General features: G+C 63.3%; 16 protein-coding genes. 1 reads left to right on the forward strand and 15 read right to left on the reverse strand.

Annotation, left to right across the window (positions count from 1 at the left end; all coding sequences use genetic code 11):
* Window positions 1–96 precede the first annotated feature (96 nt).
* Window positions 97–1,080 carry a P63C domain-containing protein gene (locus HLA98_RS00240; RefSeq protein ID WP_057499573.1) on the reverse strand — a complete coding sequence of 328 codons (984 nt, stop codon included), beginning with the start codon at window positions 1,078–1,080 and terminating at the stop codon, window positions 97–99.
* A 148-nt stretch (window positions 1,081–1,228) separates the two neighbouring features.
* Here HLA98_RS00240 and HLA98_RS00245 point away from each other — a divergent pair, with 148 nt between their 5' ends.
* Complete coding sequence (locus HLA98_RS00245; protein ID WP_129550543.1) at window positions 1,229–1,585, forward strand: hypothetical protein; 357 nt, start codon at window positions 1,229–1,231, stop codon at window positions 1,583–1,585.
* Here the strand turns inward: HLA98_RS00245 and HLA98_RS21080 are convergent.
* The 14 genes from HLA98_RS21080 to HLA98_RS21085 form a co-directional block, all read right to left on the reverse strand.
* Window positions 1,576–4,122, reverse strand: a complete 2,547-nt coding sequence (locus tag HLA98_RS21080; RefSeq protein WP_057499571.1) for a hypothetical protein — start codon at window positions 4,120–4,122, stop codon at window positions 1,576–1,578. The genes HLA98_RS00245 and HLA98_RS21080 overlap by 10 nt on opposite strands.
* Entirely contained in the window at window positions 4,122–5,453 is a 1,332-nt protein-coding gene (locus tag HLA98_RS00255; protein ID WP_129550544.1) for a hypothetical protein, read from the reverse strand. The genes HLA98_RS21080 and HLA98_RS00255 overlap by 1 nt, the downstream gene beginning before the upstream one ends.
* A gap of 1 nt (window position 5,454) precedes the next feature.
* Window positions 5,455–6,159: a hypothetical protein gene (locus tag HLA98_RS00260; RefSeq protein WP_057499569.1), complete on the reverse strand. Its 705-nt coding sequence runs from the start codon at window positions 6,157–6,159 to the stop codon at window positions 5,455–5,457.
* Window positions 6,160–6,162: 3 nt separating this feature from the next.
* Entirely contained in the window at window positions 6,163–6,774 is a 612-nt protein-coding gene (locus HLA98_RS00265; protein ID WP_232015550.1) for a hypothetical protein, read from the reverse strand.
* Entirely contained in the window at window positions 6,771–7,262 is a 492-nt protein-coding gene (locus HLA98_RS00270) for a hypothetical protein (protein ID WP_232015551.1), read from the reverse strand. The genes HLA98_RS00265 and HLA98_RS00270 overlap by 4 nt, the downstream gene beginning before the upstream one ends.
* Window positions 7,259–7,753: a hypothetical protein gene (locus tag HLA98_RS00275; RefSeq protein WP_057499568.1), complete on the reverse strand. Its 495-nt coding sequence runs from the start codon at window positions 7,751–7,753 to the stop codon at window positions 7,259–7,261. The genes HLA98_RS00270 and HLA98_RS00275 overlap by 4 nt, the downstream gene beginning before the upstream one ends.
* A 1-nt stretch (window position 7,754) precedes the next feature.
* The gene (locus HLA98_RS21130) at window positions 7,755–10,253 is read right to left on the reverse strand and encodes a putative Ig domain-containing protein (protein WP_232015552.1); all 2,499 of its coding nucleotides are present in this window, start codon (window positions 10,251–10,253) and stop codon (window positions 7,755–7,757) included.
* Window positions 10,253–11,056, reverse strand: coding sequence for a hypothetical protein (locus HLA98_RS00285; RefSeq protein WP_057499567.1), 804 nt, complete (start codon window positions 11,054–11,056; stop codon window positions 10,253–10,255). The genes HLA98_RS21130 and HLA98_RS00285 overlap by 1 nt, the downstream gene beginning before the upstream one ends.
* Entirely contained in the window at window positions 11,053–11,799 is a 747-nt protein-coding gene (locus HLA98_RS00290) for a phage adaptor protein (protein ID WP_057499566.1), read from the reverse strand. The genes HLA98_RS00285 and HLA98_RS00290 overlap by 4 nt, the downstream gene beginning before the upstream one ends.
* A gap of 66 nt (window positions 11,800–11,865) precedes the next feature.
* Window positions 11,866–12,411 carry a hypothetical protein gene (locus tag HLA98_RS00295; protein ID WP_057499565.1) on the reverse strand — a complete coding sequence of 182 codons (546 nt, stop codon included), beginning with the start codon at window positions 12,409–12,411 and terminating at the stop codon, window positions 11,866–11,868.
* A gap of 12 nt (window positions 12,412–12,423) precedes the next feature.
* Entirely contained in the window at window positions 12,424–12,666 is a 243-nt protein-coding gene (locus tag HLA98_RS00300; RefSeq protein WP_032127453.1) for a hypothetical protein, read from the reverse strand.
* Window positions 12,667–12,745: 79 nt separating this feature from the next.
* Complete coding sequence (locus tag HLA98_RS00305; RefSeq protein ID WP_232015553.1) at window positions 12,746–13,792, reverse strand: phage major capsid protein; 1,047 nt, start codon at window positions 13,790–13,792, stop codon at window positions 12,746–12,748.
* Between the two features lie 212 nt (window positions 13,793–14,004).
* Window positions 14,005–15,096 (reverse strand): hypothetical protein, encoded by a 1,092-nt coding sequence (locus HLA98_RS00310; RefSeq protein WP_232015554.1) that lies wholly within the window; start codon window positions 15,094–15,096, stop codon window positions 14,005–14,007.
* A 72-nt stretch (window positions 15,097–15,168) separates the two neighbouring features.
* Window positions 15,169–15,843: a DUF2829 domain-containing protein gene (locus HLA98_RS21085; protein WP_197718343.1), complete on the reverse strand. Its 675-nt coding sequence runs from the start codon at window positions 15,841–15,843 to the stop codon at window positions 15,169–15,171.
* Window positions 15,844–15,845: the final 2 nt, after the last annotated feature.

The following is a 15,845-nucleotide window of genomic DNA, read 5'->3' on the forward strand; positions in this document are numbered from 1 at the left end:
GGCTGGCTGGGGCTTCAACGGAGGAGCGACCATGCGCAATTCTGGCGACAATTTGTTGTCGCCAGAATCAAAGAACGCCAATTGCAGAGATGAATCTTAGAGGTCGAGCTTCATCTGGTCATTGAGCTTAGGGTGAACTGACTCCAGCTTCTCCTCGAAATCCTGATAGTCCCGACTGAGTTTCATTACGGTAACAACGGATGCCAAGTGTTCACGCAGCTTAGGATGCCCGATGTCCGCAGTGAGACGCTGATGCAAGCGGGCCTTTCTCTGATCCTTGGCGGCCTGCGCCTTAAGTTCCTTCCTAAGCCCAGGGGCCAAGCGGTCATAAACCACGTTGTTAGTTAGGGTGCCGAAGTAGGGAGGGTACGTGTTCCCCTCCGAAGGGAATGGCAGCCCACGCAGCCTGCACATATGCTCGTAGTAGTCGATTGGGAAGGTCTTTACCCACGGCTGCAGCTCCTTTGCAACGTATGCCTCAAGGATTTTTGCAAGGGCATCTCGTGCACGATCCTTCTGGTATCCAGTGGCCTCGTCGACAAGAGCGATGATGCCAACTCGCGCGAAGCCTCTCATCAAGAGATCTGCCTGCGCGGCGTAGCGATGATCCTGCTCGGTCGTGACAAGACCCATATCACGAGCAGTCAATATTGCTTCACAGATTTCCTGAAGAACCGTGGCCTCAAATCCATCGCTGGGGATGTTGTCGCCACGGGGAGACTTGCCGACAAACTTAATTGGCGAGTCGATGGCCACGGACAAGTCCTTGTTCTGATAGGACTTAATCAGTTTATGGCCAGCAATTCGCGCGGCTCCTTGGCCACGCCCTTTCATACCAATCGCAGCTGTTAGACCGCGGCCGGAAATAACACGACGCCCATCGTCCAATACAAAGCAGGCCAGGGACTGCCCACCAACTTCCAGCGAGCCTGAATGAGTGGCCTTTGGGAGCTTGGCCATCTCTCTCTTGGCGCTTAGGGCCTTCTGGGAAATTTCCTTTCGCTTTTCAGGAGTCAAAGCCGCAGCTCTTGCCTTCCCGCCTATCGCCTTGCCGGTTGCAGACTTCTTTTCGTCGACCATTTGGCACCTCCGCCTAGGAGGCTAGAGTATTACCTTGCTCTTTTGCATTTGCAAGCAATTTGCTTGCAAATTTCCATGCCGCAACGGCACGCGGGGGTGGCCCCCCGAAGGCCGGTGCTACCATCTCCACTCCACCCGAGGCCGCGCCATGCCCAACAGCTCTAGTCCCCCGCATGCCCTGCCCCCGCCGATGACCGTCGGGCGGTATGTGCGGGAGAACTTCAAGCCGATCGCATCCAAGTTCATGTGGTGGGCAGTTATCGTTGCGCCCGGGTCTATCGCAATCAAGACGCGCGGCAGTCACTTCTCGATGTTCGAGCGAGTGGGAATGATTCTGCTTGCCCTACTCATCGCCGGCGTAGCAATAGCTGTGTTGGTGAGCCTTTGCCTATATTTGGCAGGCTGGTTCAAGCTTCACACTCGGGTTAAGCCCATCATCCCGGCGAGCATTGCCATGGTTCTAGCCATCCTTGGCTATGTCCTGGTGGCCAACTACTACTCTTGAGCTGGGGCACCTTCGCGCTTACCGCCGACGATCTCAATGTCGAGCGGCTCGTCGCTGCCAACCGTAGCCGTAGCCGCCAGGTAGGCTGCCAAGTCATTTGCCCGGCGCGTACCGGGAGGCAGACGTGAAAGCTCGATCAGAGCTTTCCGCCCATTGGAATCGACCATCATCCTGGCCACCTTGTTGAACCCGGCAATTGGCGCCGCAGTGCCAGCCGCAGCACGGACACTGGCATTCTTGAAAGCGTCGATGAAACCGTTGGACGCCTGCATGACCTCGTTGTAGGGGCCGGTTCCGCTGAAGTTCTTGCCGAAGCTGTCGCCCATGCGACGCGCGGCCTCCATCGCGTCGCGGATCTCCGCCATCTCGTTCGGATTGAAAATCTGCTGCAGCCGTCCGGTCTTTTGAGGGTTGTCGCCACCGATCGCTCGAATGAAGCCGCCAGCATTGAACGGTACGTGGTTGGCACCAACAGACGCCGGCGCAGTCTGGGCCGCGCCGAGTGCATCTTCCACGATCATTCGCTTGTACTGCCCCCACACCTCCGGCTCGTTCTTCTCCATGAAGTAGCGGACCTGGGCCAGCTCCGAGGGCTTCATCGCGTCGATTCGCTGCACGACGGTCTCCGGTGGCAGCGAGTAGCTGGTGAAGCCGTCTACGTCGATCTTGTCGCCAAGTAGCCGGCGAAGCGGACTCTGCTCGATCTTCCGGAGCAGGTCCGTATGGTTCCGATACTCATCATTTGCCGCCTTCAGCATCTCGCTCGGACGCGTCACGTTGGTGCCGGCAGGAACCATCCCGTTCTGGCCGAAGCCGGCCGCCTCGTCCAGCCTCTGCCCGGCAGCCTCAATGTCATCGCTGATCGCCGCATACATCCGCTTGGCAAACGACTTGTTGACGTTTCGGTCCACGTTGCTGAGCAGGTTTGCCTGGCCGCGGGCCGCTGCACCATAGGAGCTGCGCGATTTGCGGGCCGAATCAAGGCTGAATCCATCCTTGGCTCCCAGCTCGTCCAGCATCCGCTGGGCCTGCGTGCGCACACGACGGGCATCGGCCCCCAACACGTCGGTGTTCTCGCCGATGATGTCCTGCAGAACCTGGCGCGTCTTGGAGTAGTCCACCACCGGCGCGTCGCCAACCATACGGCGGATCGCGCCGTACTGCTGCTTGGCCATCTCCTCACGGCGGTCCACGACACTTTTCACTGCCTTGTCGACGGACTCCTGGACCCGCTGGCCAATGCCTTGGGCCGAAGCAGTGTCGGGCGAGACCCTGTCCATGATCCGATTGATGTTGGCGATCGCCTGGTTCGCGATCTTCTCGTCCGCTTCGAATGCGGTGTCCGCCGAGAAGACGCTCTGACGGGCCATGTTTTCCATCGCCGTCTGGCTCTTGCTGCCACTGACCATCGCCGGCGTCAGATCAATGCCGGTTCGCTGGGCGAGCGCTTCACCCTCAGCTGCGAATGGCTTGGCGTTCGCACGCTCGTTGAAGAAGTTGAGCGCGCGCGCCGTCACATTCTGCGGCATCACATTCTCGCCCAGCGTCATTGCGCCACGGCCGAGCGCCGAGAACCCGCCGCCAAGCACACCGCCGAGTACGGTATTGTCGAGCCGCTCGCCCTCTTTGGCTACGGGCTGGACGGCACCCTGCAGTGACCCACCCAGAGCCGCCTGGCCCACAGCCTTGGTCACGCCTGCACTACGCGCGGCCACGCCAACAGGCAGGAGCGGCGCGGTATTTATAACGTCACCGAGGCCGCCACCGAGAATTCCGCCCCACGAGTCGGTCAAGGCCTGCGACGCGATACGCTCCTGATTGGTCTCCTGCCTGAGATCTCGCGAGAGGTCTCCGAAGTAGCCGGCCGCACTGCGACGGGCATCGCCGAGAGTCTGGCCGCCGAAGTTGCCCAGCACGTCAGCTGCAGTACCCGACAGCCCAGCAACGGAGTCGACGTATGCTTGCTTTGCGCCCTGAACGAGGTTGGGCAACGACCGCCCGTAGCCGGCGATGAGATTGCCCCAGAAACTCGTTCCCTCAACCTCCTTCTGTCTGGCGGCGGCAAGCGCGTCGCGTTCAGCCTGCCAGCCGGCCTCGGTCAGACGCCCATCTGCATGCCGCAGTGGATTCTCGCCGAGCGTTGCCGGCGTGGCACCTCCATCGAACTGATCGAAGAAATTGCCGCCATCAACCTGCGGCACGTACTGCTGCTCCTGATCGCGATGGAGGCTTTGGGCATAGGCCGTCGCGTTATCGGGCGTATCGAAGATGCCAAGGTTCCTGCCAGTGCGCTGGTACTGAGCAATCGCGTCGTCATCGCTGAGGACGCGGCCATCTTCCGACACCGTCGGGATCAGTACCTCCTGGCCATCGAAGTTGGCCGAGATCGAGCGCACGGTCGAGATCGAGCCGTCCGGGTTGCGCACGACAGGACGGTTGTTCAGGTCGATGTTCCCAGGCTGCAGCTGGCCGCGAGCCAGCTTGGGGGCGGCTGGCTGGGCTGGCTGGTCGAACTGGTCGAAGAAGTTGTCCATCATCAGCGGCCCAAGTAGGTGGCAGAGGCACCGGCGCCGTACTTGGCGTCAAACTGGCGAGCGAGCCCGGGGTTTGCACGCAGGGCTTGCACGGCGGCGGCCGGCGGCCCAGCCGGCGGCAGGCCGGCCGAAGTCGAGCCGAGCGGGGCGCGATCGCCGAGAGTAGAGCCTTGCAAGCGGGACGATCCGCGCGGTGCCGGGATTGCTGACTGTGCGTTCCCGAGGCCCGCCTTGATGGATTCAAGCGCCCCCTCTCGAGCCAGCGCCTTTTGTTCCAGCGTCTTCCGATCATCCCCGGGCATCGGCAGATACATCGGGCCGTAGATGTCGAATTCCTGCTGCGTGATCGCGGCGCCTGTGTCCTTGCGGAGAATTGCTGACAGGAACTCAGCAGCAGCCTGCTTTGCCTGCTTGCGTTCGGGCGAAAGCACACTGTTTACAGCCCCGCTATCCCCCACCCAGGGCAAAGCCTGCAAAGCGGAATCCAGAATCCCGCGAGCTCCCTGGCCGCCCTCGGTCATCAATAGGCTGTTACCGTTCTTCCGCAGCAACTCATTGGAGTCTCGGCCACGGCTGTAATAGACGATGTCCTTACCCTGCCCTTCGGTCAGCTTCATCGGGCCGCCCAGCGTGTCTTTGTCCGCTGGACCGCCTGGGATCGCCTGCAGGTTTCCATCAGGAGTCCAGCGATAGCCACTAGGCGCTTTCCCACCACGGCCTGCAGTTGCGCCACTACCAAGAACGTCAGCACGATCTAGAGCCATGCCTTGGCGTGTGCGGGCGGCCGAGGCATAGGAGCTGGCTGCGCTTGCGTCCGAGGCGCGGGCACGCGCTGCGTCGGCGGCAATGCCGGCGCGCCCCTGCTCGGTGGTCGAGATCCCGCCTCCACCTTCCTTGAATCGGTTCTGCAGCAGGTTCTGGCCCTGCACCGCTCCCAGCTCCTGCGGCCCGTTGGCCACTGCCATGAGGTTTGCGTTCGCACCCTCCCAGTTGCCGCCCAGGGCAGCATCACGGGCCGAGCTCCGCGCAGCAGCGCCCAGCACGTCGTTGAGCTGCCCGGCGTCGAATCGGTCGTTGGCCAGCAGCGCGATGCTGCCAAGCGTTGCGCGGGCGGTGTCGTCTCCGCCCAGCACGCCGCTCACCAGCTCCGGATTCACCAGCGCTCGCTGCTCGTTGATCTGGTTGGCCAGCACGGCTTTGGAGCGCGCTTGGCGGGCGTCCTGCAACGCCTGCTCCAACTTGTAGGCCCGGCTCATCTCAGTGTTGTAGGTGTCGCGGGTGCTACCGAAGAGTGCAGAACCCAGCGCCTGCCCTGCGTTGTACGGATCTGCCATGTCAGCCCCCCACCAAACCGTAGCCAGGCATGCCATAGCTGGCGCGCGCCCCAGCACCCGGCAGGTTCTTCAAGGCATCCATGTTGTTCCCGAAGCCCTGAGACGCAGTCTTGCCAGCCGCGCCCAATGCAGCATTGCCCAACATGCTGGAGCCGATGCCAGAGATCACCCCACCAAGCATGTCCATGCCGGGCCGGCGGCGAATCTGGCGACGGCGAAGCTCGTCCACGAAGGACTGCCCTTGCGACTCGCGGCCGATCAGGTTCAGATCCGTCGCCAGCCGGCCATAGTCGAACGCCTCACCCTGTCGCTGCAGTGCCGGCGCATCGATACGCGCCTGCAAGCCTGCGGTCGTAGCCGCAGCAGCATCGGCTGCGCCGCGCGCAGTGCCGGCGTCCGCCTGGAAGGTTGCGCCGCCGACCGGGCCTTCGAGGCCGCTGTTGGCTTGGCGCTGGCCGCGACGCAGGACCTGCATGTACTGGTCAAGTCGCTGGGCCCGTTCGTCACCCGACGTACTTCCCTCCAGCTGACCGACCTGGTTGCGCACCACCTCGTCAGCCTCGCGCTGCTTCTTGGTCTGGCTGAGGATGCTCTGGGCCGTCGCCTCGTCCTGCTTGCGCAGGTAGCGGTTGGTCTCGTTGTCTTGGATCATCTTGCCGCCAACCATGGCGGCGGCCGAGATGACGAGCGGTAGTGCGGCGCCCATGGGTCAACCTCCGTAAGCGGCACCGCCGCCGTACAAGTTGTAGTTGGCGTCGCGATTCGCCTGCCGGCGGGCAGACTCTTCACGGCGCTGCTTCACGAATGCACCCACATTGGCGAACTGGTCGCCCAGTTGCTCGCCGTAGGCCTGCGCCTGTGCATTTCCGATGTTCGAACGCAGGCTGGACGCGGCTTGTGAGGCGGCCGTCGTCGCGTCGAGGCCAGACGTAGCCAGCTGGATCAGGCGCGAGCGCGCATCCTGGTCGGCAGCTTCCAGCTGCGCGCCAGCACCCTGCGCTCGGTTCTCCACGTTAATCAGCCCGCGGTTGTAGTCGTCGCCAAGCCGGCGGTTCTGGTCGACACTCACGCTTCCTCCAGACAGGCCCCCTCGGGCCAACGCGAACTTCAGCTCGCGCTGTGCGTCCGTGTTCTGCCGATCCAGATCGATCAGTGCCCGGCTGCGGACCGCTGAGACGAAGTCCGAGATGTCGCGTGCGCGCCGTGGGTTGTCGAACACCGCATTGACACGTCCTTGCGTGTCTCGAATGGCCGCCTGTCGCTCCTGCTCCATCCGCGCGGCCTGTTCAGACGCCTTGCTCGGCTTTGGGGAACCGCTCATGCAGCCTCCTTCACGCGGGCGAACATCACCGCATCCGCTCCGCTGGCGCAGTATCGGCGCAGTGTGGCCTCACGCTGGTAGCCAAGGCTTCGCTCGTACCACTCGAATGTCTTGTCACGGCCAGCCATGGCGCATAGCTGCAGCCGGTGCACATTCGGATCTGCCAGCATCTGGTCATTGATCTTGCGCGTCACCTTGGTGATCGACCGCCAATAGCGATCCCAGCCGGCCACGGTCCCGGCCTGCCAGCCCTCCCAGACACCAGGGCGAATGCAGTAAAAGCCACCGCCCAGAATGGGAAGACCATCGGCGAACATGACGAACTTTGGCCCATCCACATTCACCATGCGCAGGATGGCCGATTCAATGTCGTGCACCTCCGTGCCGCTGAATGCGATGTCCTGTGCGACCTCGTCCGGGCGCATGTTACGCGCGAGGTAGGCCAGATCCTCGAACATCACGCGGCTGGTGGTCTGGAGGATGCTCACGGACCGTTCCCCAAATCGAAGAAGCTGAGGGATGCCTGCGTCAGCGCCCACTTTTGCCCAGGCACGAAATCCACGCGCAGGCTGAAAGTTGGCGCAGACAGCGGGAAAGGAATGACTCCACCGGGCAGCGTGTCGGCATCGACCGTGTACGGCGCAGTGAATGCGGCCAGGTTGCGCTGGTCGTAGCCAATGCTGATGCTGGGCGTGCCCTGGCTCACGATGTCGAAACCCTCCATCATCTTGGTCACCCCAGGCGTCCCAAAGTCGAGCCATGGCCACTGGACAGTGCCGCCGAACGGGATCACAGTTCCGCCGACTTCATCGCCAACCGCGTACTCGGAAACCTTGCAGATCTCGTCCCCGTGCCGCATATAGAGATCGTTGCCGAGCTGGGCAAAGGCATCAACGGCGAACGGGAACAGGTAGCGGCTCCACGCCCCCTGCTTCCCTGTCCCGCGCATGGTGTAGACGTAGCAAGTCGTTGTCGTCATCTCACACCTCGCATGTCGGAGTTGCGTAGCTGGCCACGTTCTGGCCGATGGCCACAATCTTCTTCAGCGGCTCGGACCAAGCCAGCAGCCGGTAGGAGTTGAGGCCCGTGTAGCCCGCCCAGGTAACGCCGCCATCCCTGCTCACATGCGTGCTTGGCTGCGATCCACTGCCTACCGCGATCAGCGCGTTCATCTCTGGAACATCAATGAGGCTGGAGAACGCAAGACCAGGGACGTTCCTGCGCACCGTGAAGGTGACAAGGTCCTTGGTTTCCAGGATCACGCCGTCGCTGCGCCAGATGAACAGTTTCTGGAGCCGCGCAACGTAGGTGAGTCCGATCGCGCTGTTGCCACCCCAGGAGGGAACGGTCGTGGATGCGGTGTAGGGCCCAACGTCAATGAGCGAGGTGGCTACCCTGCCGTCCTGGCCAGAGATGAACACGTATTTCCCGAGATGCGCCATGTACGCCCACTTCGGAGAGCTGCCCACCAACGCGGAGAAGCTGGCGCCGCGAACCCATGTGAGTGCATTAGCACTGCCCGACACCACGTTTGATCCCTCTATTGCAAGGAACGAACCATTGGCAAACTGCAACGTCGCGATGTCGATAGTGAAAGAAGTGGACCGCGAAACAACGGTCGTTCCGCCGTCAATGGAGCTCACGATGGTTGAGCCGGTTGCAAACGCCATTATGCCAGTGGTTGGATTCTCTGCTCCATCGAAGTAGTTCGCGGCCCCGTTTGCGGTCCATGTGATGCCATCTGCGCTGATCTTCCGCCCAGGCCCGGTGCACGAGACGAATCGGTTCCAATAGGATGACCAAATTACCTGGCCCACACCGTATGGGGACGCATACGATCCTCCTGCAAACCATGTGGTGAAGTTCCATAGCAGATTGCACACGAAGGTGTGGTCGTTGAGCTGCACAGAGTCGCCGAGGGCATCCGTCACGCGCACTGTCCACGCGAAGTTGCCCTTTTGGGCGAAGCCTCCAGTCAGCACACCAGAGTTGGGGTCCATGTTGATGCCGGTTGGCAGGCTGCCGGCCACAATGTCGAAGCGATATGGCGTCACGCCGCCCAATGCGATGTAACGGGCGTCTACAGTCTGGTTCATGTAGGCGTCGCCTTGGATGCCGCCAGACAGCGACAACGGTGCTTGCGGGTACTCGCTGAAGGCCAGCCAATACTGGCCGGCGCCCGGGTAGTAGGCGCCGATCACCTTCGAACTGTTCCCGCTCGACACGCGCAGCGCCACCCTGACCAGATCATCGATCGGAGCGCCAACGTCACCTGCCGCAAGATTCTCAGCTGCGTTGGCGATGCCCACCGTGCGCACACCGAGCTGGGAAAGGTAGAACAGGTCATTGGAGACCGGGACCGCCGCCTTTGGCCAGATAGAGCCGATACCGTCCATCTGGTCCAGGATCGCCATCGATGCCGGATCGGGATCGACCTGCCAGTTCTGGAAGCTGCTCGCGTTGAGTGCTACCAGGTTTGATCGGTACTGTTGAAGCACCGCCATATCGTTGGCGTTCGCCTGTTGCAGCCCCGTCGGCAGATACCCGGCGTCGTCGGCAGTGGACCAATCCAGCGGGTTGGCCGTGGCGCTGAAACGGACGATGTCCTTGTCCGCTGCGAACACCTTGGACGCAACGATGGCCACAACCTTCGACTGCGGGCACTTCTCATCTTCAACCCGGCGAGAGATTGCGCGCCAGTTGATGGTCCCGTCCTTGACCATGGCGCCGATGTCGGTTGGCCACACTGGTTCCGTGGCACCGCTCACGTACCGCGGCGAAGCCGTCCAGGTCACACGGCTGGTGGTGACCGCCTCCCAGATGACCTCGTTGTCTACAACCTGCTGGCCAAGGATTCCTGGCCACGCCGGCTCGCTGCTGCCGGAAGTCCCCGACTCCGCCTGCACGGCTTTGTAGACCAGGCCGTCAGGCAGGCCAGCGGAAGCGCCGCTCACAGACAGGTTGTCGCCCCAGATCGGCGCATTGTGGTCGGCCACCGAGGTCAAGTGAATCGCAGCCTTGGCGTATGCGGCCGATGCTGGGGCGGTACCGGTGACCTTGGACTGGTGCCACGCGCCGCCAGATCCACTATCAACGACGTTGCCTTTGTCCGTCTGCAGCAGCGTGTTGAGCGAGTCGAACCAGCGGATCTCGGTCCAGCCTGCCGTCTTGCCGGCAGATGACGCGCCTTGGTTGATCATCGAGGTGGCGACGAGCTGGCCGCCAACCGGGACGACCAGCGTCGTGTTGTTGATGCCCAGACCGTCCGGCTTGTTTCCGGGCAGGATCATCGATGGGCCGCCGCCCCCGTATCCGTCGGTAGGCGTGTAGGCGGCATCGCCGCTGAAGGTCCAGCCCGTGTTGCCGGCCGAGAAATCGCCGTTGGCGACCTGCGGATTGTTCGGCGCTGGCTGAGTGATCGGCTGAACCAGATCACCGGGCAGGTACAGGGTTCCCGGCTGCCAGACAGGCGCGGCCATTACTGGATCTCCTGATTGTTCATGCTGCGCCAAGGGCTGTTGCCGCCACTACTGCCGTAGCGGTCTGTCACGTCCGGCGGCAGTTGGTTCCCAGACTGCTCACCCGGAATCGGCGCTGGGTTGGCCACGTCGCTATCCTCAAATACGGTCGCGCCCGGCGATGTCGGCCACGAGGGCTCAGTGGCTCCCGACCGAGGCGCAGGACCGAAGGCGTCGGTGACCGTGTAGTAGTAGCCGTTGTCAGTGGTCGGCACGACCTTGTCGCCCACCGCGCGCGCCAAGTTCTTGAGCCAAACCTCAAACTGTTCCGTTCCGCTATCCAGCTGGTAGGCGATGCCGTTTGAGTTGGTCGGGGCGACCAACGACCCGGGAAGGTAGATCTTTCCGGGCTCCCAGGTGCTGCCGCGCTGCAGCCAGTAGTGAAACACCTCGCCGTTGTCGAACTCAGGGACCACGTACAGGTAGCCAAGGAACGGTCCAGCGAAGTGGATTTCCTTGATTGGCATCGCGGGGAGTGACGGGTGCCGCAGGACCTCGCATTCCACGCTAGGCGTGCTCGCCGGAATGGTCTGCGGGGTGTGGCTGAAGACGATCAGCTTGCCGTCGTAGGCGCACATACCCTTCGTAGCGTTTGTAGGCAAGACCACCGTGTTCTCGGAGCCAGGGCGCGATCGCAGTACGCCCGCCTGATCGACGTATCCGTCTACCAGGTCGTACAGCGTCGCCGGGTCTGCGCCACCCTTCACCCGTAGGCGGTTGATCCCGCCCTTGGCGGCATTGAGCGTGACAATGCGGCCGGTCATGGGAATGGCACCTCCGGCCGCGGCGGAACGTAGACGCCTTCACCAGACGGTGGCCCGGGGATATAGCGAGCCGTGGCATGCGTGCCGGCCACCAGATTGGTGATCATCACCTCCAGCTGCTGGATGTAGGCCTGCGCATCAGCTTGGCGGTAGTGCGCCTTGCCGTTGGCCAGCGCCAGCAGAAACACGATCTCGCTGTCGATCGTGGTCTTGTCCGCGTCCTCGGTGAACCGGTTGAGGTCGAACTTGCCCTTGATGACCAGATTGCCCAGCGTCTCGTCGGGCGCCGGCCAGATCTCGATGCAGTTGCGGAACTCGTAGCGCTGCGGCAAGCCGGTCAGCTCGCTGGTCGTGTAGCTCCGCAGGTTGATGCCCTGGTGCATCTCGGCCCAGACGCCATCCCGCTCGCGGCCCACCCAAGTCACCTTGCGCGGGTCCAAAGTGGCCGGGCAGGTCTGCGGGCCGTTTTTCTCGTCGTTGTCCGGGTAGTCGTAGAGGCGCTGGCCGGCCACCAGAGGCCAGGAGAACCAGCGCTCGTTGCGGAACTCGCCGGTCGGGCGCCGGAACAGCGCCACCTGCGCGCTCTGCAGGAATTCGTTGAGCAGCTCCTTCATGCCCGGCGGTGGGTTGTTCGCCTGCGCGGCAAAGCCCAGCCGGATCATCAGCCGCTTACGCAGGTCTGCCAGCGTCGCGTTACCGTCGGTGCTGGAACAGGCGCACTGGATGCCGTCGGTGATGCTCATGAGAGCCCTCTTGTGGAGACGGGCCGGGTTTCCCCAGCCCGTCGGTTTACCGCGTCGTGCTGGCGATCATCCGCCCAGGGTGCCGGCGCCGGCCTGCGCGGCGTCATACAGCGCCTGCAGTTCGGCCTTCGGCGCGTTCCCCTTGTGCTCGATGCCCAGGCGGGTCAGTTCGCCGCGCAGCTCGCTGTGGGTCAGTTCCGGCTGTTCGCCGCCTTCTCCATCGGCGCCGGCCTGCGCGGCGTCGCTGGCCTGGCCCGGACGTGCCGGCAGGCGGCTGATGATCACGGCCTCGGACTGCTTCTTGAAGCTGTCCTTGCCCAGCTCCATGCCGACTTCCTTGGCAATGTCGCGCGGCCCGTTGCGGAATACCTGGTCAATCACCGGGCGGTACTTGTCGCCGTACTTGGTCAGCAGGCGCTGGTACTCCTGCGTGGCGTTGTCCGGAAGTTCGATCGCGTGGTAGTCATCGTTGATGACCTCCACGTTGTCCTCGCCGTGAATCAATTCGAGGATCGGCACCTCGTGCTTGAACACGGATTCGGTGATGGTGACCTCGGTACTGCGCATGATGGTCAGCAGCACGACGGGAACGATGACGGTGGACTTGCTCATGTGCGGCTCCTTTCAGCCCGCCAGGGCGTAGACGGTGCCGGCGGCGGAGAGCTTGATCCACTGCGGCAGGTTCTGGACCTCGGTCTGGCTGTTGGCGGCCAGGGTCGCGAGGGTCGTGTAGGTGCCGGTCTGGGTGTCGGAACCCTGCAGGGTTGCCGCGGTGCCGGACAGATTGGAGAAGGTCGCGCTGCCGCCGCGCAGGAACGGGCTGTTGCCAGTCTTGAAGGCGGTATCGGTGATCGGGGTGGACTTCATGGGGATGGCTCCTGTAGCCGATTGGGGTTCCCATGAGCGCCCGGCCGAAGCCGGGACGCTCGGATCAGGCCAGGCCCGATCAGGCGATGGACAGCACGGCGTGCACGTTGCGCTTGCCGGTGGTCAGGCCGTACTTGTTGGTCTGCGCGTAGTACGTGACGTAGCGGTCCGGCAGCTTTTCCGGCTTGCGCTTCTTCATCCAGTTGCCCTTCACCGGGCGGAAAGTGATGAAGTTGCGGTTCAGCAGGTAGCAGCGCTTGGTCCAGGGGTAGGTGATCGCGCCGAGCTTGGCGTCGAGCAGCTCGAAGGTCGGATCCCAGATCAGCTCGATGCCGCGGTAGAACACCGCAGTGACCGAAGCGTCCAGGCCGGTACCGCCGTTGGCGCCGACGATGATCTGCCGGTTGATCTCGATCTTTGCCTCGGCCTTGTAGGCGTTGAGGAACGCTTGGCCGCAGCGGATGTCGGTCGGGATCGCGCCGCCGTAGCGCACGCAGGCGTCATACATCGCGTCCAGCGCAGCAACGACACCGCCCGAGGCGATGGCCATGCTGGCGTTGTTGCGCCAGTAGGTGCTGGTGCTGGCGTTGATTCCGCCGACGATGTCGCCGGTGCCCGGGGTAGTCGAGACGATGTGGTCCAGGCCGGGTACGGCCTTGGCCGACTGCGAACCGTTCTGTAGGGTCTCCAGCGCAAGGCCTTCCTGCAGGCCATTCTTCATGGCAGTCCAGCTCGACTGCAGCAGGTTGACCAGCTGTTCCTTCTCCTGCGAGCTCGGCACCGCGACGCCGGAATCATCGATCAGGATGCCGTTGCGGATCAGGCGGTCTTCATCGAACCAGAAGCCCTCGTGGTTCGAGTAGTACTGGAACTTGGCGAAGCGGTTCGGGTCACGCTCGTTGTAGGTGACCTGGTCGGCGCCTTCGTAGTTCTGGTAGTTGCTGTCGTTCGAGGTGAACAGCTTCTCGTTGAAGATGCCGTTGCCGAAGAACGAAACCTGCTTGTTGGTGACGAACAGGTCCAGCGTGCGGTGCGCGACGTTGATCTGGTCGACGGGGTCCTTGGTGGAGTAGCTCTCCAAGGTGTAGTTGGCGCCCTGCGTGAGCTGGGCAGTGGTCCAGGCCATGATGATGTCCTCGAAGGGGAATGGGTGTCTTGCTTCCATCCACGTTCGAGGGGGGCGAGGCCTCTCACTGCCCTACCGGGCGCGACTCCGGCGTACTGCTGCGTGGCGCGGTTGTCAGCCGCAGGGCCAGATTGCCCGTGTTGCGGGATGCGTCAACGGACACAAGAAACCCCGCCGGAGCGGGGTCTTGTCAGGACAGAGCTTGGCTCTGCTCAGCCGTTGGTGGCTTGCTGAATGCCAAACTCCAGCGCGTCCATCGGGCTGGCGAAGGTAGTCGGCACCAGCGCCGGGCCAGGACCACCCGGCCGAATTGGGCCAGGGCGCGGCTGCAGCGGCGGGGCTGGCGTTGGCGTAGCAGCGGCAGCGGCAGCCTGGGCCGGAAGCTTGATTCTTGTGTACGCGATCGCGGTACGGCGCTCCCACTCCCGCGGCGGGTATTTGGCCATGATTTCGTTGACGTGCACCTGGAGGATGTCGCGCTTGGCCAGATAGCTCGGATCGGCCGCAGTCATCTCCGCGTCGTAAGCTTGAAGGCCGTCAAAGGCATCCTTCTGTGCCTGTGTCATTGCCTGCTGCGTCTCGGTCCGCTGCCGCTCGACGGTGCCGGTGTAGGCGGCACGGTCACGCTGGCCAGCGATCTCGACGGCACGCGCGCGCGGCAGGTCGCCAGCTTCAACCTCGGCGCGCAGGTCTTGGTGGTTGGCCAGCGGGTCGTGGATGCCAGGCGCCTCCTTGCCCAGAATCTTGGCCAGGGCGGCGTACTCCTTGCCCATGACCTTGTAGGCCTTCTCCGCCGCCTCAAGATCGCCCTGCCCCGCCTTGCTGATCAGGCTCAGGTAGTCCAGCGCCATGCCGTACTGCTCGGAGCTGGCGCCGGTCTCCATCACCATCTGAACCATGTCCTCGCCCACTTTGGAGCGCTGGACCAGCTCCGGCAGGCGAGCCACGTCCTCGATGCCGGCCGCCTTCATCGCCTCTCGCAGCGGGGCAAGCTCCTTGATCTCGGCGGCCATGCCGCGGAACCGCTCGGCGGACTTCTCCTTCAGGCCCAGCGACGCGATCTCCGCCTCGGTGTCGGCGTCAGGTTGCGGCTCACCCTCAGCGGCAGCGGCCGGCTGATCATCCGCCGGCGGTGCGCCCTCCTGCGGCTGGGCCGGAGGCTGGCCGTCAGTGGGCGGAGCAGCATTCGGATCGTCTGCCGGCGGCGTGGTGGCATCGGCCGGAGGGGTTTCGACCGGCGCAGTCTCAGCGGCAGGCGCCGTTTCAGCATCAGCAGCGGCGATGCCAGCGTCCAGCGCCGCCATCACGTCAGCCGGCTGGTCGGTCGGGGTGGTGTCCGGCGCAGTGGCCGGGGTGTCGCCTTCGACGTGCATGGCTTAGCCCTCCTCCTGCAGCACATACCAGTCGTCGGCCAGGCAGTCGTTGACGCTGGGAACCCACGTGCTGACGGTGTCGTTGACGTTCTTGATGGCGAAGTAGGCGTTGTACGGCACCATCGAGCCTTCGCCGAAATGGGCTTTAGCTGCGCCGGTCTGCACGGCATAGCTGGCCGGCGGCACGAGGTAGACGAACATGCCCTTGCCGTTCCAGCCATCGCGGGCCACGCGACGGCCCTCCTTCAGGTGATCCAGTGCGCTGCCGAAGCCAAGGCCGAAGGTGAATTCAGCGGGAGACGGCGGGGTGACTTTCTCGTTCATCACTTGCTCCAGGTTGCGAATACCCGCCAGATGGCGAGCGTCAGTGGGTGGTAGCGCATCGTTACGCCTCCACGCGGTCGCCTCCACGCGGTCGTAGGTCTCTGCGAAGATCTCCGGCTTGCACGGGTAGAACTCTCCCTGCACGCCGCGAATAACCATGTCGGTGCGCTCCGCACGCATCGACCCTTCAAGGGTCGGGATGTAAATCCCATCGAACTGGAACACCCATCCACCCTTCTCATAGGCATCGGCCACCGCCTTGGGCAGAGCCTGCCAGTCGCGACTTGCCGCATGGATCAACTCATGGGCAGGCCACGCCTCGATCACTACGGGCTTCTTTCGGAACTGCGTCATTT

It is taken from the genome of Stenotrophomonas africana, from assembly GCF_013004645.1.
Taxonomy (GTDB): Bacteria; Pseudomonadota; Gammaproteobacteria; order Xanthomonadales; family Xanthomonadaceae; genus Stenotrophomonas; species Stenotrophomonas africana.

What these genes read in the sequence shown, in the direction of transcription:
- HLA98_RS00240 (WP_057499573.1), bottom strand. Translation starts at nt 1,080, where the DNA reads ATGGTCGACGAAAAGAAGTCTGCAACCGGCAAGGCGATAGGCGGGAAG.
- HLA98_RS00245 (WP_129550543.1), top strand. Translation starts at nt 1,229, where the DNA reads ATGCCCAACAGCTCTAGTCCCCCGCATGCCCTGCCCCCGCCGATGACC.
- HLA98_RS21080 (WP_057499571.1), bottom strand. Translation starts at nt 4,122, where the DNA reads ATGATGGACAACTTCTTCGACCAGTTCGACCAGCCAGCCCAGCCAGCC.
- HLA98_RS00255 (WP_129550544.1), bottom strand. Translation starts at nt 5,453, where the DNA reads ATGGCAGATCCGTACAACGCAGGGCAGGCGCTGGGTTCTGCACTCTTC.
- HLA98_RS00260 (WP_057499569.1), bottom strand. Translation starts at nt 6,159, where the DNA reads ATGGGCGCCGCACTACCGCTCGTCATCTCGGCCGCCGCCATGGTTGGC.
- HLA98_RS00265 (WP_232015550.1), bottom strand. Translation starts at nt 6,774, where the DNA reads ATGAGCGGTTCCCCAAAGCCGAGCAAGGCGTCTGAACAGGCCGCGCGG.
- HLA98_RS00275 (WP_057499568.1), bottom strand. Translation starts at nt 7,753, where the DNA reads ATGACGACAACGACTTGCTACGTCTACACCATGCGCGGGACAGGGAAG.
- HLA98_RS21130 (WP_232015552.1), bottom strand. Translation starts at nt 10,253, where the DNA reads ATGGCCGCGCCTGTCTGGCAGCCGGGAACCCTGTACCTGCCCGGTGAT.
- HLA98_RS00285 (WP_057499567.1), bottom strand. Translation starts at nt 11,056, where the DNA reads ATGACCGGCCGCATTGTCACGCTCAATGCCGCCAAGGGCGGGATCAAC.
- HLA98_RS00290 (WP_057499566.1), bottom strand. Translation starts at nt 11,799, where the DNA reads ATGAGCATCACCGACGGCATCCAGTGCGCCTGTTCCAGCACCGACGGT.
- HLA98_RS00295 (WP_057499565.1), bottom strand. Translation starts at nt 12,411, where the DNA reads ATGAGCAAGTCCACCGTCATCGTTCCCGTCGTGCTGCTGACCATCATG.
- HLA98_RS00300 (WP_032127453.1), bottom strand. Translation starts at nt 12,666, where the DNA reads ATGAAGTCCACCCCGATCACCGATACCGCCTTCAAGACTGGCAACAGC.
- HLA98_RS00305 (WP_232015553.1), bottom strand. Translation starts at nt 13,792, where the DNA reads ATGGCCTGGACCACTGCCCAGCTCACGCAGGGCGCCAACTACACCTTG.
- HLA98_RS00310 (WP_232015554.1), bottom strand. Translation starts at nt 15,096, where the DNA reads ATGGCGGCGCTGGACGCTGGCATCGCCGCTGCTGATGCTGAAACGGCG.
- HLA98_RS21085 (WP_197718343.1), bottom strand. Translation starts at nt 15,843, where the DNA reads ATGACGCAGTTCCGAAAGAAGCCCGTAGTGATCGAGGCGTGGCCTGCC.